The sequence below is a fragment of the Streptomyces sp. NPDC051452 genome, assembly GCF_044454765.1.
Taxonomy (GTDB): Bacteria; Actinomycetota; Actinomycetes; order Streptomycetales; family Streptomycetaceae; genus Streptomyces.
Genome location: NZ_JBITEB010000011.1, coordinates 89232 through 108733 on the forward strand (window position 1 = coordinate 89232; position 19502 = coordinate 108733).

The 19502-nt window shown below is 66.7% G+C and carries 23 protein-coding genes; all 23 read right to left on the reverse strand.

What is annotated here, in order from left to right; genetic code table 11:
- Positions 1–93: 93 nt before the first annotated feature.
- Positions 94–279, reverse strand: a complete 186-nt coding sequence (locus ACIBA9_RS24500; RefSeq protein ID WP_003948630.1) for a type Z 30S ribosomal protein S14 — start codon at positions 277–279, stop codon at positions 94–96.
- Positions 280–284: 5 nt separating this feature from the next.
- Positions 285–842: a 50S ribosomal protein L5 gene (rplE, locus tag ACIBA9_RS24505; protein WP_362155154.1), complete on the reverse strand. Its 558-nt coding sequence runs from the start codon at positions 840–842 to the stop codon at positions 285–287.
- A complete protein-coding gene (gene rplX, locus ACIBA9_RS24510; RefSeq protein WP_033272457.1) occupies positions 842–1165 on the reverse strand; it encodes a 50S ribosomal protein L24 in 324 nt (107 codons plus the stop codon). The genes rplE and rplX overlap by 1 nt, the downstream gene beginning before the upstream one ends.
- Positions 1166–1167: 2 nt before the next feature.
- Positions 1168–1536 carry a 50S ribosomal protein L14 gene (gene rplN / locus ACIBA9_RS24515; protein ID WP_003998823.1) on the reverse strand — a complete coding sequence of 123 codons (369 nt, stop codon included), beginning with the start codon at positions 1534–1536 and terminating at the stop codon, positions 1168–1170.
- 99 nt (positions 1537–1635) lie between these two features.
- Entirely contained in the window at positions 1636–1923 is a 288-nt protein-coding gene (rpsQ, locus tag ACIBA9_RS24520; protein WP_003992363.1) for a 30S ribosomal protein S17, read from the reverse strand.
- On the reverse strand, positions 1923–2147 hold the full coding sequence (gene rpmC / locus ACIBA9_RS24525) for a 50S ribosomal protein L29 (protein WP_010036720.1): 225 nt from the start codon (positions 2145–2147) through the stop codon (positions 1923–1925). Before rpmC ends, rpsQ begins: the two co-directional genes overlap by 1 nt.
- On the reverse strand, positions 2147–2566 hold the full coding sequence (gene rplP, locus ACIBA9_RS24530; protein WP_004927269.1) for a 50S ribosomal protein L16: 420 nt from the start codon (positions 2564–2566) through the stop codon (positions 2147–2149). Before rplP ends, rpmC begins: the two co-directional genes overlap by 1 nt.
- Before the next feature lie 5 nt (positions 2567–2571).
- Positions 2572–3393: a 30S ribosomal protein S3 gene (gene rpsC / locus ACIBA9_RS24535; RefSeq protein WP_003998826.1), complete on the reverse strand. Its 822-nt coding sequence runs from the start codon at positions 3391–3393 to the stop codon at positions 2572–2574.
- Positions 3393–3740, reverse strand: coding sequence for a 50S ribosomal protein L22 (gene rplV, locus ACIBA9_RS24540; RefSeq protein WP_003974262.1), 348 nt, complete (start codon positions 3738–3740; stop codon positions 3393–3395). Before rplV ends, rpsC begins: the two co-directional genes overlap by 1 nt.
- A gap of 42 nt (positions 3741–3782) precedes the next feature.
- Entirely contained in the window at positions 3783–4064 is a 282-nt protein-coding gene (gene rpsS, locus ACIBA9_RS24545) for a 30S ribosomal protein S19 (RefSeq protein ID WP_361628157.1), read from the reverse strand.
- 12 nt (positions 4065–4076) lie between these two features.
- Positions 4077–4913: a 50S ribosomal protein L2 gene (rplB, locus tag ACIBA9_RS24550; RefSeq protein ID WP_031167077.1), complete on the reverse strand. Its 837-nt coding sequence runs from the start codon at positions 4911–4913 to the stop codon at positions 4077–4079.
- A 38-nt stretch (positions 4914–4951) separates the two neighbouring features.
- Positions 4952–5371: a 50S ribosomal protein L23 gene (gene rplW / locus ACIBA9_RS24555; protein WP_362155149.1), complete on the reverse strand. Its 420-nt coding sequence runs from the start codon at positions 5369–5371 to the stop codon at positions 4952–4954.
- The gene (rplD, locus tag ACIBA9_RS24560; protein WP_362155147.1) at positions 5371–6027 is read right to left on the reverse strand and encodes a 50S ribosomal protein L4; all 657 of its coding nucleotides are present in this window, start codon (positions 6025–6027) and stop codon (positions 5371–5373) included. The genes rplW and rplD overlap by 1 nt, the downstream gene beginning before the upstream one ends.
- An 8-nt stretch (positions 6028–6035) precedes the next feature.
- Complete coding sequence (gene rplC, locus ACIBA9_RS24565; RefSeq protein WP_020135811.1) at positions 6036–6680, reverse strand: 50S ribosomal protein L3; 645 nt, start codon at positions 6678–6680, stop codon at positions 6036–6038.
- 17 nt (positions 6681–6697) lie between these two features.
- The gene (gene rpsJ / locus ACIBA9_RS24570; RefSeq protein WP_003948644.1) at positions 6698–7006 is read right to left on the reverse strand and encodes a 30S ribosomal protein S10; all 309 of its coding nucleotides are present in this window, start codon (positions 7004–7006) and stop codon (positions 6698–6700) included.
- A gap of 458 nt (positions 7007–7464) precedes the next feature.
- On the reverse strand, positions 7465–8001 hold the full coding sequence (locus ACIBA9_RS24575) for a hypothetical protein (RefSeq protein ID WP_399366158.1): 537 nt from the start codon (positions 7999–8001) through the stop codon (positions 7465–7467).
- Entirely contained in the window at positions 7998–10037 is a 2040-nt protein-coding gene (locus tag ACIBA9_RS24580) for a hypothetical protein (RefSeq protein ID WP_399366161.1), read from the reverse strand. Before ACIBA9_RS24580 ends, ACIBA9_RS24575 begins: the two co-directional genes overlap by 4 nt.
- Before the next feature lie 36 nt (positions 10038–10073).
- The gene (locus tag ACIBA9_RS24585) at positions 10074–10439 is read right to left on the reverse strand and encodes a hypothetical protein (RefSeq protein WP_399366163.1); all 366 of its coding nucleotides are present in this window, start codon (positions 10437–10439) and stop codon (positions 10074–10076) included.
- A 232-nt stretch (positions 10440–10671) separates the two neighbouring features.
- On the reverse strand, positions 10672–11865 hold the full coding sequence (gene tuf / locus ACIBA9_RS24590; protein WP_362155137.1) for an elongation factor Tu: 1194 nt from the start codon (positions 11863–11865) through the stop codon (positions 10672–10674).
- Positions 11866–12023: 158 nt separating this feature from the next.
- Positions 12024–14150 carry an elongation factor G gene (fusA, locus tag ACIBA9_RS24595; RefSeq protein WP_399366165.1) on the reverse strand — a complete coding sequence of 709 codons (2127 nt, stop codon included), beginning with the start codon at positions 14148–14150 and terminating at the stop codon, positions 12024–12026.
- A 39-nt stretch (positions 14151–14189) separates the two neighbouring features.
- Entirely contained in the window at positions 14190–14660 is a 471-nt protein-coding gene (gene rpsG / locus ACIBA9_RS24600; RefSeq protein WP_005481264.1) for a 30S ribosomal protein S7, read from the reverse strand.
- A 2-nt stretch (positions 14661–14662) separates the two neighbouring features.
- Positions 14663–15034, reverse strand: a complete 372-nt coding sequence (rpsL, locus tag ACIBA9_RS24605) for a 30S ribosomal protein S12 (protein ID WP_003948652.1) — start codon at positions 15032–15034, stop codon at positions 14663–14665.
- Positions 15035–15542: 508 nt separating this feature from the next.
- Positions 15543–19442, reverse strand: a complete 3900-nt coding sequence (locus tag ACIBA9_RS24610; protein ID WP_362155131.1) for a DNA-directed RNA polymerase subunit beta' — start codon at positions 19440–19442, stop codon at positions 15543–15545.
- Between the last annotated feature and the right edge of the window lie 60 nt (positions 19443–19502).

The window sequence follows — 19502 nt, forward strand, 5'->3', positions numbered from 1 at the left end:
AGACGCCCAACCCCGCTAGCCTACGGCATGCGGAGGTGGGCCCCTGCCGACCCAGATGCTTACCGAGAGCTTCCGGAATCCCTAAATGGGGGATTACCAGGAGCTCTTGGTCACGCCCGGCAGCTCGCCACGGTGAGCCATCTCACGAAGGCACACGCGGCACAGGCCGAACTTGCGGTACACGGAGTGCGGGCGGCCGCAGCGCTGGCAGCGGGTGTAGCCACGCACACCGAACTTGGGCTTGCGAGCAGCCTTAGCGATCAGAGCCTTCTTCGCCATCTCGCTCACGCCTCCTTGAACGGGAAGCCGAGGTGACGAAGGAGCGCGCGGCCCTCAGCGTCGTTGGTCGCCGTGGTGACCACGGTGATGTCCATACCCCGGACACGGTCGATCTTGTCCTGGTCGATCTCGTGGAACATGACCTGCTCCGTGAGACCGAAGGTGTAGTTGCCACGTCCGTCGAACTGCTTGGGGGACAGACCACGGAAGTCGCGGATGCGCGGGAGCGCGAGCGACAGGGTGCGGTCCAGGAACTCCCACATGCGGTCGCCACGGAGCGTGACGTGGGCACCGATCGGCTGGCCTTCACGCAGCTTGAACTGCGCGATGGACTTGCGGGCCTTGGTGACGGCCGGCTTCTGACCGGTGATGGTGGTCAGATCGCGGATCGCGCCATCGATCAGCTTCGAGTCACGGGCGGCGTCGCCGACACCCATGTTGACCACGATCTTGACGAGGCCGGGGATCTGCATGACGTTCTCGTACTTGAACTCGTCACGCAGCTTGCCCGCGATCTCCTCGCGGTACTTCTGCTTCAGACGCGGGGCAGTGGTGGTAGCCATCAGATGTCCTCACCCGTCCGCTTGGCAACGCGGATCTTGTTGCCTTCGTCGTCGAAGCGGTAACCGACACGCGTGACAACCTTGTTGCCGTCCTTCTCAACGACCAGCTGGACGTTGGAGACGTGGATCGGCGCCTCGGTCGTGACGATGCCGCCGGCCTGCGAACCGCTGGCGGTCGGGCCGGCCTTGGTGTGCTTCTTGACCCGGTTGACACCCTCGACCAGGACACGGTCCTCACGGGGGAAGGCCGCGATGACCTTGCCCTGCTTGCCCTTGTCCTTACCGGTGATGACCTGGACCAGGTCGCCCTTCTTGATCTTCATGCTTACAGCACCTCCGGCGCGAGCGAGATGATCTTCATGAACTTCTTCTCGCGCAGCTCACGGCCGACCGGGCCGAAGATACGGGTGCCGCGAGGGTCGCCGTCGTTCTTCAGAATGACAGCGGCGTTCTCGTCGAAGCGGATGTACGAGCCGTCCGGACGGCGGCGCTCCTTGACGGTGCGAACGATGACCGCCTTGACGACGTCACCCTTCTTCACGTTGCCACCGGGGATCGCGTCCTTGACGGTGGCGACGATGACGTCACCGATGCCCGCGTAGCGGCGACCGGAGCCACCGAGCACACGGATGCAAAGGATTTCCTTCGCACCAGTGTTGTCGGCGACCCGCAGTCGCGACTCCTGCTGGATCACGTCTATCTCCTGTTTGTCTGCCGGTTCCCCGGGAGCCGCTCAGCGAGCGGCTCCCGGAGCCTGGCGGAACTGTCCTGCGAGGGGCGCCTCGCAGGAGATTTACTTGGCCTTCTCGAGGATCTCGACGACGCGCCAGCGCTTCGTCGCGGACAGCGGCCGGGTCTCCATGAGGAGGACACGGTCGCCGACGCCCGCGGCGTTCTGCTCGTCGTGAGCCTTGAGCTTGTTGGTACGGCGGATGACCTTGCCGTACAGCGCGTGCTTGACGCGGTCCTCGACGGCGACGACGACGGTCTTGTCCATCTTGTCGCTGACGACGAGACCCTCACGGGTCTTGCGGAAGCCGCGGGCCTCTGCAGTCTGCTCAGTCACGTTGCTCTCACTCATCAGGCGCTCTCCACCGTCTCGATGCCCAGCTCGCGCTCACGCATCAGGGTGTAGATCCGCGCGATGTCCTTACGGACGGCCTTGAGCCGACCGTGGTTCTCGAGCTGACCCGTCGCCGCCTGGAAGCGGAGGTTGAACAGCTCTTCCTTGGCCTCGCGGAGCTTGTTCAGAAGCTCCTCGTTGCCCAGCTCGCGCAGCTCGGACGCCTTGGTACCGGCCGACATCACGCTTCACCTGCCTCGCGCTTGACGATCCGGCACTTCATCGGCAGCTTGTGGGCCGCTCGAGTCAGAGCTTCACGCGCAATCTTCTCGTTCGGGTAGGACAGCTCGAACATGACCCGACCGGGGTGAACGTTCGCGATCCACCATTCCGGCGAACCCTTACCGGAACCCATGCGGGTCTCGGCGGGCTTCTTGGTCAGCGGGCGGTCCGGGTAGATGTTGATCCAGACCTTGCCGCCACGCTTGATGTGGCGGGTCATCGCGATACGTGCCGCCTCGATCTGGCGGTTGGTCACATACGCCGGCGTGAGGGCCTGAATGCCGTACTCGCCGAACGCGACCGTCGTACCACCCTTGGCCTGACCGCGGCGCTTCGGGTGGTGCTGCTTGCGGTGCTTGACCCTACGGGGGATCAGCATGTCGGTCAGGCCTCCGTTCCGGTGCTCTCAGCCGGAGCGGACGCGGGAGCCTCGGCCTTGGGGGCCTCGGCGCCGGCGGCCTGCTGCGGCTTGCGACCGCGCCGCTCGCCACCACGGCCACCACGGGCCGGGCGGTCGGCACCACCGCGGGCCGGGCGGTTACCCGCACGGGCCGCAGCGTTCTCGGCGCGGACCTCGGCGATGTTCTTGACATCGCCCTTGTAGATCCAGACCTTCACGCCGATGCGGCCGAAGGTCGTCTTGGCCTCGAAGAAGCCGTAGTCCACGTTCGCGCGGAGCGTGTGCAGGGGCACACGGCCCTCGCGGTAGAACTCCGAGCGGGACATCTCGGCGCCGCCGAGGCGGCCACCGCACTGGATCTTGATGCCCTTGGCGCCGGCCTTCATCGCCGACTGCATGCTCTTACGCATGGCGCGACGGAAGGAGACGCGGGAGGAGAGCTGCTCGGCGACGGCCTGGGCAACCAGCTGAGCGTCGGTCTCGGGGTTCTTGACCTCGAGGATGTTCAGCTGGACCTGCTTGCCCGTGAGCTTCTCGAGGTCACCGCGGATGCGGTCGGCCTCGGCGCCACGGCGGCCGATGACGATGCCCGGACGAGCGGTGTGGATGTCCACACGCACACGGTCACGGGTGCGCTCGATCTCCACCTTCGAGATGCCGGCGCGCTCCATGCCGGACGTCATCATCCGACGGATGGCGACGTCTTCCTTGACGTAGTCCTTGTACAGCTTGTCGGCGTACCAACGCGACTTGAAGTCGGTCGTGACACCGAGCCGGAACCCGTGCGGGTTTACCTTCTGGCCCATTACCGGGTTCCTTCCTTGCTGCTGACGACCACGGTGATGTGGCTGGTCCGCTTGCGGATCCGGTAGGCACGGCCCTGGGCGCGCGGACGGAACCGCTTCAGGGTCGGACCCTCGTCGACGTACGCCTCGGAGATGAAGAGGCTGTCGGCGTCGGTGTGGTCGTAGTTGTGCGCGGCGTTGGCGATGGCGCTGTCAAGCACCTTGCCGACCGGCACGCTCGCGGCCTGCGGGGCGAAACGCAGGACCGCCTGAGCCTCCGTGGCATCCATGCCACGGATAAGGTCCACCACGCGGCGGGCCTTCATGGGCGTAACGCGGATGTACCGCGCCTGGGCCCTGGCTTCCATGGTTGTCCTTCCAGTGTCTGTCATGGTCATTCCACCCCGCTACTAGCGGCGCTTCGACTTCCGGTCGTCCTTGACGTGACCCCGGAAGGTGCGCGTCGGCGAGAACTCGCCGAGCTTGTGGCCGACCATCGACTCGGTGACAAACACCGGAATGTGGGTCTTGCCGTTGTGCACCGCGATCGTGTGGCCCAGCATGGCCGGGATGATCATCGAGCGTCGGGACCAGGTCTTGATGACGTTCTTGGTACCGGCTTCGTTCTGCGAGTCCACCTTCTTGATCAGGTGGTCGTCGACGAAGGGTCCCTTCTTCAAGCTACGAGGCATCTCAACCCGTCCTTAGCGCTTCTTGTTCGTCTTGCGGCGGCGGACGATGTACTTGTTCGACGCCTTCTTGGGCGAACGAGTACGGCCTTCCTTCTTGCCCCAGGGGGACACGGGGTGACGGCCACCGGAGGTCCGGCCCTCACCACCACCGTGCGGGTGGTCCACCGGGTTCATGACCACACCACGGACGGTCGGGCGAACGCCCAGCCACCGCTTACGGCCGGCCTTGCCCCAGTTGATGTTGCTCTGCTCGGCGTTGCCGACCTCGCCGATGGTGGCGCGGCAGCGGACGTCGACCAGGCGGATCTCACCGGACGGCATGCGCAGGTGGGCCATCGAGCCCTCCTTCGCGAGCAGCTGCACGGAGGCACCGGCGGAGCGGGCGAACTTGGCACCGCCACCGGGACGGAGCTCGATCGCGTGGATCGTGGTACCGACCGGGATGTTGCGGAGGGCCAGGTTGTTGCCCGGCTTGATGTCTGCCCCGGGGCCGTTCTCGACGCGGTCACCCTGCTGCAGGTTGCGCGGGGCGAGGATGTAGCGCTTCTCGCCGTCCGCGTAGTGCAGCAGCGCGATGCGCGCGGTGCGGTTGGGGTCGTACTCGATGTGCGCGACCTTCGCCGGCACGCCGTCCTTGTCGTGACGACGGAAGTCGATCACTCGGTAGGCGCGCTTGTGTCCGCCACCCTGGTGGCGAACGGTCACACGACCGGCGTTGTTACGGCCGCCCTTGCTGTGCAGCGGGCGGACCAGCGACTTCTCCGGCGTGGACCGCGTGACCTCGACGAAGTCGGCGACGCTGGCGCCACGACGGCCCGGCGTAGTCGGCTTGTACTTGCGGATTCCCATTTCTCAGTCCTCGTCCGATATCGGACGATCCGACCCGCTTACGCGGTCGGACCGCCGAAGATGTCGATACGGTCGCCCTCGGCGAGGGTCACGATCGCGCGCCGGGTCGCGGCACGCTGACCGAAACCGGTCTTGGTGCGCTTGCGCTTGCCCTGGCGGTTGATCGTGTTGACCCCGGTGACCTTGACGTCGAAGACCGCCTGGACGGCCTGCTTGATCTGGGTCTTGTTGGCGCCCGGGGCGACGATGAACGTGTACTTGTTCTCGTCGAGAAGCGCGTAGCTCTTCTCGGAGACGACCGGCTTGAGCAGCACGTCACGGGGGTCCGTGAAGGACTTGCTCAGCGGGGTCTCGACCGTGTTCTTGCCCTCGGTGGCGTGGCGCTTCGCCTTGGCGACGCGCGCGACCTTGGCGGCCTTGGCGGCCTTCGAGGCAATGCTCGGGTGACGCGTAGCCATCAGGCCTCGCTCCCTTCGGTGTCAGCGGCCTTGGGGCCAGACACGAAGGACTCGAAAGCGGCCTGGGTGAAGACCACGTCGTCCGAGACGAGAACGTCGTACGTGTTCAGCTGGCCCGGCTCCAGGATGTGGACCTGGGGCAGGTTGCGGGCGGACAGCCACGCGGCCTCGTCGGCGCGCTCGACGACCAGGAGCAGGTTCTTGCGCTCGCTGATCTTGCCGAACAGGCTCCTGGCGGCCTTGGTGCTGGGGTTCGCGCCCTCGATCACGCCGGAGACGACGTGGATGCGGTTGTGACGCGCCCGGTCGGTGAGGGCGTGGCGCAGGGCCGCGGCCTTCATCTTCTTCGGGGTGCGCTGCGAGTAGTCACGCGGCACGGGACCGTGCACGACGCCACCACCGGCGAACTGCGGTGCGCGGGTCGAGCCCTGACGGGCGCGACCGGTGCCCTTCTGGCGGTACGGCTTCTTGCCACCGCCGCGGACCTCGCCACGCGTCTTGGTCTTGTGGGTGCCCTGGCGGGCAGCGGCCAGCTGTGCGACGACGACCTGGTGGATCAGCGGAATGCTGATCTTCTCCACGTCGAAGATCTCCGCGGGGAGCTCGACGGAACCGGCCTTGTCGCCCGCCGGCGAAAGGATGTCAACAGTGCTCATCGGTTACCTCAGGCCCCCTTGGCCGCGGTGCGGACCAGGACGAGGCCGCCGTTCGGACCGGGAACCGCGCCCTTGATGAGCAGCAGACCCTTCTCCGCGTCAACGGCGTGGACGGTCAGGTTCTGGGTGGTGACCCGCTCGTTGCCCATGCGACCCGCCATGCGGAGGCCCTTGAACACGCGGCCCGGGGTGGCGCAGCCACCGATGGAACCGGGCGAGCGGTGCTTGCGCTGGGTGCCGTGTCCGGCGCCGAGGCCCTTGAAGTTGTGACGCTTCATGACACCGGCGAAGCCCTTGCCCTTGCTCTTGCCGGTCACGTCGACCTTGATGCCGGCCTCGAACACCTCGGCGGTGATCTCCTGGCCGAGGGTGTACTCGCTGGCGTCAGCGGTACGGATCTCGACGAGGTGGCGGCGGGGAGTGACGTCGGCCTTGGCGAAGTGGCCCTTGAGGGGCTTGTTCACCTTGCGCGGGTCGATCTCGCCGAACGCGATCTGGACGGACTCGTAGCCGTCGACGTCGTTCGTGCGGACCTGGGTGACGACGTTGGGGCCGGCCTTGACGACGGTGACCGGAACAACACGGTTGTTCTCGTCCCACACCTGCGTCATGCCGAGCTTCTCGCCCAGGATGCCCTTGATCTGCTTAGCCATTCTCAGATCACCAGCCCTCAGAGCTTGATCTCGATGTCGACACCGGCCGGGAGGTCGAGTCGCATCAGAGAGTCAACGGTCTTGGGGGTCGGGTCGAGGATGTCGATCAGGCGCTTGTGCGTGCGCATCTCGAAGTGCTCGCGCGAGTCCTTGTACTTGTGCGGCGACTTGATGACGCAGTACACGTTCTTCTCAGTGGGCAGCGGCACCGGGCCCGCGACCGACGCACCAGTGCGCGTCACCGTCTCGACGATCTTCTTGGCCGAAGAGTCGATGACCTCGTGGTCGTAGGCCTTGAGCCGAATGCGGATCTTCTGTCCCGCCATGGCTACTCAGTAGTCCTGTCTCTCTAACGCTCTGGAACCCGGGTGGTTCCGTATCCTTCTGTCCGACCCACGCGGTCGGGCGTGTCGCTCTCCCGCTGACACAGATGTCCCTTGTTCGAACATCCCTGCGGGGAATGCACACGGCCCTTCCGGTACCGCAAGCCGGAGGCGAAGGCCCACCGGGCGCCTGGCCGGTGCCGCACCGCACTTCCCGAAAGATTCCCGTACGTCCGCCCCAGTGCTGCCCGAAGGCAGTTAGGGCGACGAGTACTGTGGGACTCGCTTCCGGTCCTCCCGGCGGGAGGCGCGCAGCATCAACACTCGACCGAGCAACTCGGACAGTCTGCCATAGGGGGCAGCCTCATGGCCAATCGGGCCGAAGAGATTACCCCGAGAGTGACGTAGGTCAAACCGGCGCACGCCCCGACGACCGCGTCCCCCGCGGAGGCCCGGCCCCCTCAGGAGCACCCAAGCGTCGCCACGGTCGCAGGAAAGTACACCCGCATAAACCGCTCAATATCCCCCCGCCGCGACCGATCCGCCACCTTGATCAGGGGGAGCTGAAGGGTGAGGGTGAAGTAGTTTCCATTTTTGGTCTTGCAGGGCGCCTGTGAAATAGCTCCGTCGCTACCAACGATAGTCTTGTTGACAGAATCGATATAGCGCGGGCCGGTGACGCGGGACACCGTCCCGGTTCCCGTCGCCAAGTACATGAGATCCGTCGGACTGTGGTCCCACGAGAACCGAAACCCCAGGATCGCACGGTTTCCCGACAGAAGAACGCAGGGGCCGGTGACGGCATCCCTGCGGCTGACCCGGCTGAACTCGTGCAGATTTTCCTGGTGCGCCACAAGCGGGGCGACGAGTCGACGTGTGACGGGAGTGCCGCAGATCGTCTCCGGCAGAGCCCGGTCAGCAGCGCTGTCGCAGGCGGTGACGAGGCACTGGATCATCAGCGACAGACCCACAACGGCGATGCACAGGTTCCTTTTCATTGCGACTGCACCCCGGAAACGCCACGCGCATGCGCAATCCCGGCGTTTGCAGACCCACTGATCTCGTCCTTCGGGTTGAAATACACGGAATCTTTCCCGGAGTGATGCTTCCGCCATTCCTCGGCGAGAGCCATCAGTTGACCGTTCCGTGCGGAATACGCCTGGAAGTTCTCATCGACCTGCTTCTCATCCAACCGCTTCTGCTCGTCCTCCAACCACTGATCCGTCACGTAGTCGAACCCGGCCTGTACGTCTTCGCTTGCGACTGGTAGGTAACTGATCGCCTTGTCGAAGAGGGGCTTTGCTTCGAATTCTGCTGTCTTGGGCTCGCCCTGGGCCTGGATACGGGCCTCCTCGAGGAATCCCACCGTGCGTCCGGCGCGCAGGAGAGGTTCGGACGACGCGGAGGGGTCCGCGTGGATCTTCGCGACCATCGCCTGGTTCAAGCCCCCGTTCAGCGTCCCGTACGCGCCCTCGTCCTTGGAGATCTGCTTGACCACCTCGAAGAGCCGGTCTTGGGGTAGCGGGGAGTGGGCGATGTCGATCTCGCTCATGGACGCGTGAACCGTGTCGCCATGGTTCACCAGGATCGCGGCCATCGGAGCGCGCAGCGCAGGAGGGAAGTCGTCCCCGCTCTCGGCCAGACAGCCCAGGGCCGATCGGAAGACCGCCTCGTTGGACCGCGAGTGCGGCACGAAGTGCGCGTGCCCGGAGGCCGGGTCGATGCCCGTCGCCGCTGCCTGGAGCGCCGCCCCCAGACCGGCCCGGTCGTCCGCGTCGAGGCCGGCCGCGTACAGGGTGGCCGTCGGACCCTGTCGTACATGCAATGTGACGTCCCAGTCCCGCTCGCGCAGCAGGTACCTCATCCGCGGCTCGGAAGACAGATAGTGCGCCGCCGTCGCGGGATCCCGGCTCATCAGGCCGAGCGCGCCGTCCACGGGATCGTTGGCGAACCAGCCGTCATGCCGGCCCGCGTACTCGCCCTTCAGCTGCCAGATCCCCGGATGGCGGCGCTCGGCGGAGATCATGTCGTCGGTCAGGTCCTCCAGCATCGCCGGCGCCCAGCCGTGCCCCCGCCGCATCAGCGTCACCAGGGACTGGTACCCCACCGCCTGGTCCAGCCGTGCCCCCTGCGCGGCCGTCCTGTAGTGCTCGACGCCCGCGTGCCGCATCTGCGCCCGCCACCGCCGGTACCACGGTGAGCGCGTGTCCCGGGTCGCCGTGGCCAGGGAGTCGGCCAGGCCGGACTCGATCAGCCCGTAGGACCGCGCGGCCGCCGGCCCGTCGTGGCCGCCCCGGACGTGCAGGAGGTCGTTCAGTTCGTCGCCCAGGCGGAGCGTGCCCCGCGGCCCCAGGTCGTCCAGCAGCGTCCGCGAGAACGCCTCGTCGTCGGCGTTGTCCCGGAACACCCTTTCCAGCTCGGCGAGTTCGCGGCCCGAGAGGTGTCCCCCGCGGCTCAGCCGGGCCAGGGACCTCTCCGCCTCCACCGCCTCGTACGTCTCGACGTCCCCCGTCGCCCTGCCGTTGAAGCCGCGGCCCCCGGCCGGCGGGTCGCAGTCCACGACCGCCGCCGCCAGCGCGATGCGCACGCCCGTGTCCGCGTCCGTCACGTCCCGGACCGCCTTGTCGACACGGTCCTGCCAGGAGCGGACGGTCGACTCGTGCGTCTCCGGCTCCCCCGCCTCGCCGGGTTCCCGCGCCGGTGCCACCAGACCGCGCTCGGAGACCCGCATCCCCGCGGCCACCGCCTCCTGCCGCACCGCCGTCAGCCGGCCCTTCAGGTCCACGAACTGGCTGTGCGCGTCCCGCAGGAGCGAGGCGATCGCCTTCGCCTCCGTCTGTGCGTACTCGAACTCCTTGAGGGTGACGGCGAAGCGCCCGTGTGCCGCCTCCGCGCTCATGCCCGCCCACGCGGCGGGACCGGCGCAGACGCCATACACGTCCCGGCGGTACTCCCGCTCCCGCTTGGCGAACTCCCCCGCCATGCCCTCCCAGCGCTCGGCGGCGGTGATCAGGCTGCCCAGGTCGGCGGTCATGACCTCGTGGTACGTCGGCATCGGCGGCCGCCCCCGTCAGTACCGGTCCAGCGCGGACACCCGCCGCAGCGCGCCGCCGGTACCGATGTCCGCGCCCGTCAGCACCGTGTTGGTGGCCCGCAGGGCGTCCTTCTCGGCGCCCAGCCGGTCCAGCAGGTTCCCGACCTGTGCGGCCCAGGCCTCGTGGGCCGCGCGCAACGCGCCCGCGGTCAGCCAGCCGTCCCCGTCCCGCGCGCCGAGGGCCCTCACCGCCGCCGCGGTGTCCTCCTCGGCCCACCGCCCGGCCTCGCGGGTGCCGGGCTCGATGTGGTGCTCCACGGCCCGCGCAGCCGCCCGCTTCTCGGCGGGCGAGGAGACGAGGCTCCTCGCCCCCTGGCCGCCATCGGACAGACCGCTCGTCATCAGACCTCGCCCCCAGTCCCCCGCTACAGCCGCCGGCTCTCGGTGCGTCCGTGACGCTCCGCCGTTCACCGGCTTCAACCGGTGGACGCCGGTCTTCGTCACGGTGCGTTGCCACGGCGCCGTGTTGACGACACGTCCGGGCATGCGAATGAGGCCCGTACGACCGAAGTCGTACGGGCCTCTCGAAGGTCGGAGACCTTCAGGTCAACTGCTGACCTTCAAGCAAGCGGACTTACTTGACGATCTTGGTGACCTGGCCGGCGCCCACCGTGCGACCACCCTCACGGATGGCGAACTTCAGGCCCTCCTCCATGGCGACGGGCTGGATCAGCGCCACCGTCATCTCGGTGTTGTCGCCCGGCATGACCATCTCGGTGCCCTCGGGGAGGGTCACCACGCCGGTCACGTCCGTCGTGCGGAAGTAGAACTGCGGACGGTAGTTGTTGAAGAACGGCGTGTGACGGCCACCCTCGTCCTTGGACAGGATGTAGGCCTGCGCCTCGAACTCGGTGTGCGGGGTGACCGAGCCCGGCTTGATGATGACCTGGCCGCGCTCGACGTCCTCGCGCTTGATGCCACGGAGGAGCAGACCGACGTTCTCACCGGCCTGGCCCTCGTCGAGCAGCTTGCGGAACATCTCGATGCCCGTGACCGTGGTTGTGGTCTTCTCGGTCTTGATACCGATGATGTCCACGGTCTCGTTGACCTTCAGGACACCGCGCTCGATACGGCCGGTGACGACCGTACCGCGACCGGTGATCGTGAAGACGTCCTCGATCGGCATGAGGAACGGCTTGTCGACGTCGCGCTCCGGCTGCGGGATCGACTCGTCGACGGCCTTCATCAGGTTGAGGACGGAGTCCACCCACTCCTGCTCGCCCTCGAGGGCCTTGAGCGCGGAGACCTTGACGACCGGAAGGTCGTCGCCGGGGAACTCGTACTCGGTGAGGAGCTCACGAACCTCGAGCTCGACGAGCTCCAGGATCTCCTCGTCGTCCACCATGTCGGCCTTGTTCAGGGCGACGACGATGTACGGAACGCCGACCTGGCGGGCCAGGAGCACGTGCTCCTTGGTCTGCGGCATCGGGCCGTCGGTGGCGGCGACCACCAGGATCGCGCCGTCCATCTGCGCGGCACCGGTGATCATGTTCTTGATGTAGTCCGCGTGACCAGGGCAGTCGACGTGGGCGTAGTGACGCGCCTCGGTCTGGTACTCGACGTGCGCGATCGAGATGGTGATACCGCGCTGGCGCTCCTCGGGCGCCTTGTCGATGTTGTCGAACGGGGTGGCCTCGTTCAGGTCCGGGTACGCGTCGTGCAGCACCTTGGTAATGGCGGCCGTGAGGGTCGTCTTACCGTGGTCGATGTGACCGATGGTGCCGATGTTGACGTGCGGCTTAGTCCGCTCGAACTTCGCCTTCGCCACTGGGGTCCTCCTGTGGAGTGGTTCTGTACGCCTTACTTCATCGGCGCCAGGTGATCTTTGCTGTAAAGGCCCGGAACCCGGGGGCATTCCGTCCGCGTTTGCGAGGGAATGCCCCTGGAGGCTCCGGAGTCAAGCCTACGGCGTGTGAACGCGGTGCGTTACTCGCCCTTGGCCTTCGCGATGATCTCCTCGGCGACGTTCCGCGGAACCTCGGCGTAGGAGTCGAACTGCATCGAGTAGCTTGCGCGACCCGACGTCTTGCTGCGGAGGTCGCCGACGTAGCCGAACATCTCCGAGAGGGGCACGAGGCCCTTCACGACGCGGGCACCAGCCCGCTCCTCCATGGCCTGGATCTGGCCACGGCGGGAGTTGATGTCGCCGATGACCTCGCCCATGTAGTCCTCGGGCGTGGTGACCTCGACGGCCATCATCGGCTCGAGGAGCACGGGCGAAGCCTTGCGCGCGGCCTCCTTGAAGGCCTGCGAGCCGGCGATCTTGAAGGCGAGCTCGGAGGAGTCGACCTCGTGGTAGGCACCGTCGTGCAGGATCACACGGACACCGGTCATCTCGTAACCGGCGAGGATGCCGAACTGCATGGCCTCCTGCGCACCGGCGTCGACCGAAGGGATGTACTCCTTCGGGATGCGACCACCGGTCACCTTGTTCACGAACTCGTACGAGGTCTCGCCGGCCTCGATCGGCTCGATGCCGATCTGGACCTTGGCGAACTGACCCGTACCACCGGTCTGCTTCTTGTGCGTGTAGTCCACGCGCTCGACGGCCTTGCGGATCGTCTCACGGTAGGCCACCTGCGGCTTGCCGACGTTGGCCTCGACCTTGAACTCACGGCGCATACGGTCGACCAGCACCTCGAGGTGCAGCTCGCCCATGCCACCGATGATGGTCTGGCCGGTCTCCTCGTCCGAGTGGACCTGGAAGGACGGGTCCTCCTCGGCCAGGCGCTGGATCGCGACGCCCAGCTTCTCCTGGTCACCCTTCGACTTGGGCTCGATGGCGACCTGGATGACCGGCGCCGGGAAGTCCATGGACTCCAGGATGACCGGGTTCTTGTCGTCGGACAGCGTCTCACCGGTGGTGGTCTGCTTCAGGCCCATGACGGCGACGATGTCACCGGCGCCCACCGACTCGATCTCCTCACGCTTGTTGGCGTGCATGCGGTAGATCTTGCCGATGCGCTCCTTCTTGCCCTTGACGGAGTTCAGCACCGAGGTGCCGGACTCCAGGCGGCCCGAGTAGACCCGGACGAAGGTGAGCTTGCCGAGGTGCGGGTCGCTCATGATCTTGAACGCCAGCGCCGAGAGGGGCTCGTCGTCGGACGGCCTGCGCTTGACGACGACCTCGGGGTCCTTGACGTCGTGGCCTTCGATGGCCTCGATGTCGACCGGGGACGGCAGGTAGCGCACGACCGCGTCGAGCAGGGGCTGGACGCCCTTGTTCTTGAACGCGGTGCCACAGAACACCGGGGTCACGGTGGTGCCGGTGCCCTTGCCGGACGCGATGGTGATACGACGGATCGCGGCGTACAGCTGCTCCACGGAAGGCTCCTCGCCCTCCAGGTACAGCTCCATGATCTCTTCGTCGTTCTCGGCCACGGCCTCGAGCAGCTTGCCGCGGTACTCCTCGGCAGCCTCGGCGTGCGTGTCCGGGATGTCGACGGTGTCGTACATCTCGCCCTTGGTGGCCTCGGCGGACCAGACCAGGGCCTTCATCGTCACGAGGTCGATGACGCCCTTGAAGTCGGCCTCGGCACCGATCGGGAGCTGCATCACGATCGGCTGAGCGCCGAGGCGGTCAGAGATCATGTCGACGCAGCGGTGGAACTCGGCACCGGTGCGGTCGAGCTTGTTGACGAAGCAGATACGCGGGACGCCGTAGCGATCCGCCTGACGCCACACCGTCTCGGACTGGGGCTCGACGCCGGCGACGCCGTCGAACACCGTCACGGCACCGTCGAGCACACGCAGGGAACGCTCCACCTCGACGGTGAAGTCGACGTGACCCGGGGTGTCGATGATGTTGATGGTGTGGTCGACGTCTTCCAGCGGCCAGTGACAGGTGGTGGCAGCAGAGGTGATCGTGATGCCACGCTCCTGCTCCTGCTCCATCCAGTCCATGGTGGCAGCGCCGTCGTGGACCTCACCGATCTTGTACGACACACCGGTGTAGAACAGGATCCGCTCTGTGGTGGTCGTCTTGCCCGCGTCGATGTGGGCCATGATCCCGATGTTGCGGACCTTGGCCAGGTCAAGTGAAGTGGTAGCCATAAGGCTTCAGTCTTCTCTCGGTCTCGATGTGGGTAGCGACTACCAGCGGTAGTGCGCGAAGGCCTTGTTGGACTCGGCCATCTTGTGCGTGTCCTCGCGCTTCTTCACAGCGGCACCCAGGCCGTTGGAGGCGTCGAGAAGCTCGTTGAGCAGACGCTCGGTCATGGTCTTCTCGCGACGGGCGCGGGAGTAACCGACCAGCCAGCGCAGCGCGAGCGTGTTGGCGCGACCGGGCTTGACCTCGATCGGAACCTGGTACGTCGCACCACCGACACGGCGGGACTTGACCTCGAGGGTCGGCTTGATGTTCTCCAGCGCGCGCTTCAGCGTGATGACCGGGTCGTTGCTGGTCTTCTCGCGCAGGCCCTCCATGGCGCCGTACACGATGCGCTCGGCGGTGGAGCGCTTGCCGTTCAGCAGCACCTTGTTGATGAGGGAGGTCACCAGAGGAGAACCGTAGACCGGGTCGATGATGACCGGGCGCTTCGGGGCGGGGCCCTTACGAGGCATTCTTACTTCTCCTTCTTGGCGCCGTAGCGGCTGCGGGCCTGCTTGCGGTTCTTGACACCCTGGGTGTCGAGCGAACCGCGGATGATCTTGTAACGAACACCGGGCAGGTCCTTCACACGGCCGCCGCGCACGAGCACGATGGAGTGCTCCTGCAGGTTGTGTCCCTCACCCGGAATGTAAGCAGTGACCTCGATACCGCTGGTCAGACGCACACGCGCGACCTTACGCAGGGCCGAGTTCGGCTTCTTCGGGGTGGTCGTGAACACGCGCGTGCAGACGCCGCGACGCTGAGGGGAACCCTCGAGTGCGGGCGTCTTGTTCTTCTCGACCTTGTCCTGCCGGCCCTTACGGACCAGCTGCTGGATCGTAGGCACTACTTCTCCGGTTTCTGTGTGCCGAATAGGTAAAGCTAACCTGGAACTTCTCCGACCCACGCGGTCGGGTGTGTCGAACCCCGCAGACTCCCCCCGCGAGGCGGGAAGGGCGCAGATTACGGTGGCCGGTGACGGCTCGCCATGCGGTCGAAGGCACGCACGAGAGCCAGGGCACACCCCAGGCACAAGGTCTGAGCGTACCTACCTCATTCGCTGCGGTCAAAACAAATGGGACCCGCCCCTATCACGACAGACACTCCGTCGCGCCCGGGACCCTCGGACGATCATGGATCGCGGCGGCGCCGTCCCCCACTTCCGCGCGCCCACCGGCCCCCTGAGGGGGCCCAGCGGGCCCTCATGGCGTCCGGCGACGCCGACGTGCGTCCGCATACACGCACGTCGCCGCCAGGGCCGTGCGAGGGCACACACGCGGATGTCGCCGGCGGCGCGACGCCGAAGGGCGGCCACCCCCGGTGGGAGTGGCCGCCCTTCGGCTCATGCTGCTCGCTTACTGGTTGTACGGACCGTAGTCGTAGTCCTCCAGCGGAACGGCCTGGCCGGAGCCGGTGCCGAACGGCGAGTAGTCGATGTCGTCGTAGCCGACGGCCGAGTACATCGCGGCCTTGGCCTCCTCGGTCGGCTCCACCCGGATGTTGCGGTAGCGGGACAGGCCCGTACCGGCCGGGATGAGCTTACCGATGATGACGTTCTCCTTGAGGCCGATGAGGCTGTCGGACTTGGCGTTGATCGCCGCGTCCGTCAGCACTCGGGTCGTCTCCTGGAAGGAGGCGGCCGACAGCCAGGACTCCGTCGCCAGCGAGGCCTTGGTGATACCCATCAGCTGCGGACGACCGGAGGCCGGGTGACCGCCCTCCTGGACCACACGACGGTTCTCGGTCTCGAACTTCGAGCGCTCGACCAGCTCGCCGGGCAGCAGCTCGGCGTCGCCCGACTCGATGATCGTCACACGGCGGAGCATCTGCCGGATGATGATCTCGATGTGCTTGTCGTGGATCGACACACCCTGCGAGTTGTAGACCTTCTGGACCTCGCCGACCAGGTGGACCTGGACGGCCCGCTGACCCAGGATGCGCAGCACGTCGTGCGGGTTGGTGGCACCCACGGTGAGCTGCTGGCCCACCTCGACGTGGTCGCCGTCGCGGACCAGGACCTTGGCACGCTTGGAGATCGGGAACGCCGTCTCGTCGCTGCCGTCGTCCGGGGTGACGACGAGCTTCTTGGTCTTCTCGGTCTCCTCGATCCGCACGCGGCCGGAGGCCTCGGAGATCGGGGCGACACCCTTCGGCGTACGAGCCTCGAAGAGCTCGACGACACGGGGCAGACCCTGGGTGATGTCGTCACCGGCCACACCACCGGTGTGGAAGGTACGCATCGTCAGCTGGGTACCGGGCTCACCGATGGACTGGGCGGCGATGATGCCGACCGCCTCACCGATGTCGACCAGCTTGCCGGTGGCGAGCGAACGGCCGTAGCACATCGCGCAGGTACCGACGGCGGACTCGCAGGTCAGCACCGAGCGGGTCTTGACCTCCTCGATGCCGCGGCCGACGAGCTCCTCGATGAGGACGTCGCCGAGGTCGGTGCCGGCCGGGGCCAGCACCTGGCCGTCGACCACGATGTCCTCGGCGAGGCAGCGCGCGTACACGGACGTCTCGACGTCCTCCGTCTTGCGCAGCACGCCGTCCGCGCCCCGCTCCGCGATCTTGAGCTTGAGGCCGCGGTCGGTGCCGCAGTCCTCCTCGCGGATGATGACGTCCTGGGAGACGTCGACCAGACGACGGGTGAGGTAACCCGAGTCGGCGGTACGCAGGGCGGTGTCGGCCAGCCCCTTACGGGCACCGTGGGTGGAGATGAAGTACTCCAGCACGGACAGGCCCTCACGGAAGGACGCCTTGATCGGACGCGGGATGGTCTCGTTCTTCGCGTTCGACACCAGACCGCGCATACCCGCGATCTGCCGCATCTGCATCATGTTTCCTCGGGCACCCGAGTCGACCATCATGAAGATGGGGTTGGTCTTGGGGAAGTTCTCGTTCATCGCCTCGGCGACCTCGTTGGTCGCCTTGGTCCAGATCGCGATGAGCTCCTGAGTGCGCTCTTCCTTGGTGATCAGACCGCGCTCGTACTGCTTCTGGACCTTCTCGTCCTGCGCCTCGTAGCCCTTGACGATCTCCTTCTTCGCCTCGGGAACGACGACGTCGGAGATGGCCACGGTGACACCGGAACGGGTCGCCCAGTAGAAGCCGGACGCCTTCAGGTTGTCGAGCGTCGCCGCCACGATGACCTTGGGGTAGCGCTCGGCCAGGTCGTTGACGATCTCGGAGAGCTGCTTCTTGCCCACCGAGTAGTCGACGAACGGGTAGTCCTCGGGCAGCAGCTCGTTGAAGAGCGCGCGGCCCAGGGTGGTGCGCAGACGGAACGAGTCCCCCTGCTGCCACTCGGGCTCGCCCTCCTCGCGGGCCGGCGGCGTCCAGCCACGCGGCGGGATGGTGCCCACCGGGAAGCGGATGTCGATCTGCGACTGCAGCGCCAGCTCGCCGGCGTCGAACGCCATGATCGCCTCGGCCGTGGAGCCGAACGCGCGGCCCTCGCCCTTGGTGTCACGCAGCTCGCCGTCGGTGGTGAGGAAGAACAGACCGAGGACCATGTCCTGGGTCGGCATCGTCACCGGGCGGCCGTCGGCCGGCTTGAGGATGTTGTTCGAGGACAGCATCAGGATGCGGGCCTCGGCCTGCGCCTCCGCGGACAGCGGCAGGTGCACGGCCATCTGGTCACCGTCGAAGTCCGCGTTGAACGCGGTGCAGACGAGCGGGTGGATCTGGATGGCCTTGCCCTCGACCAGCTGCGGCTCGAAGGCCTGGATGCCGAGGCGGTGCAGGGTGGGAGCACGGTTCAGCAGCACCGGGTGCTCGGCGATGACCTCTTCGAGGACGTCGTACACGACCGTGCGGCCGCGCTCCACCATGCGCTTGGCGCTCTTGATGTTCTGCGCGTGGTTCAGGTCGACCAGGCGCTTCATCACGAACGGCTTGAAGAGCTCCAGCGCCATGGCCTTGGGCAGACCGCACTGGTGCAGCTTCAGCTGCGGGCCGACGACGATGACGGAACGCGCCGAGTAGTCGACTCGCTTGCCGAGCAGGTTCTGACGGAAGCGGCCCTGCTTGCCCTTGAGCATGTCGGACAGCGACTTCAGCGGACGGTTGCCGGGGCCCGTGACCGGGCGACCACGACGGCCGTTGTCGAAGAGCGCGTCGACGGCCTCCTGGAGCATGCGCTTCTCGTTGTTCACGATGATCTCGGGCGCGCCGAGGTCGAGAAGCCGCTTCAGGCGGTTGTTGCGGTTGATCACACGGCGGTACAGGTCGTTCAGGTCGGAGGTCGCGAAGCGGCCACCGTCCAGCTGCACCATCGGACGCAGGTCCGGCGGGATGACCGGGACGCAGTCCAGCACCATGCCCTTGGGGCTGTTGGACGTCTGCAGGAACGCGGAGACGACCTTCAGCCGCTTGAGCGCACGGGTCTTCTTCTGGCCCTTGCCGGTGCGGATGATCTCGCGGAGGCGCTCGGCCTCCTCGTCGAGGTCGAAGGACTCCAGGCGCTTCTGCAGCGCCGCGGCACCCATCGAACCGTCGAAGTACGTGCCGAAGCGGTCGCGCAGCTCGCGGTAGAGCAGCTCGTCGCCCTCGAGGTCCTGGACCTTGAGGTTCTTGAACCGGTTCCACACCTCGTCGAGGCGGTCGATCTCGCGCTGCGCACGGTCGCGCAGCTGCTTCATCTCGCGCTCGGCACCCTCGCGCACCTTGCGGCGCACGTCGGCCTTGGCGCCCTCGGCCTCCAGCTCGGCCAGGTCGGTCTCGAGCTTCTTGGCGCGGGCCTCGAGGTCGGCGTCGCGGCGGTTCTCGATCTGCTGGCGCTCCACGGAGACGTGCGCCTCCAGGGAGGGCAGGTCGCGGGTGCGGCGCTCCTCGTCGACGTACGTGATCATGTACGCCGCGAAGTAGATGACCTTCTCGAGGTCCTTCGGCGCCAGGTCCAACAGGTAGCCGAGGCGCGAGGGGACACCCTTGAAGTACCAGATGTGAGTGACGGGCGCGGCGAGCTCGATGTGGCCCATCCGCTCACGGCGCACCTTGGCGCGGGTGACCTCGACGCCACAGCGCTCACAGATGATGCCCTTGAAGCGGACGCGCTTGTACTTGCCGCAGTAGCACTCCCAGTCCCGGGTCGGACCGAAGATCTTCTCGCAGAAGAGTCCGTCCTTTTCCGGCTTGAGCGTGCGGTAGTTGATCGTCTCGGGCTTCTTGACCTCGCCGTGGCTCCACTGACGGATGTCGTCAGCGGTGGCCAGGCCGATCCGGAGCTCGTCGAAGAAGTTGACGTCGAGCACTATGCGTCAATCCCTCTCAGGGTCGAAAGTCTGTGGTCTGAAACGGGGGCCTGGGGGTCG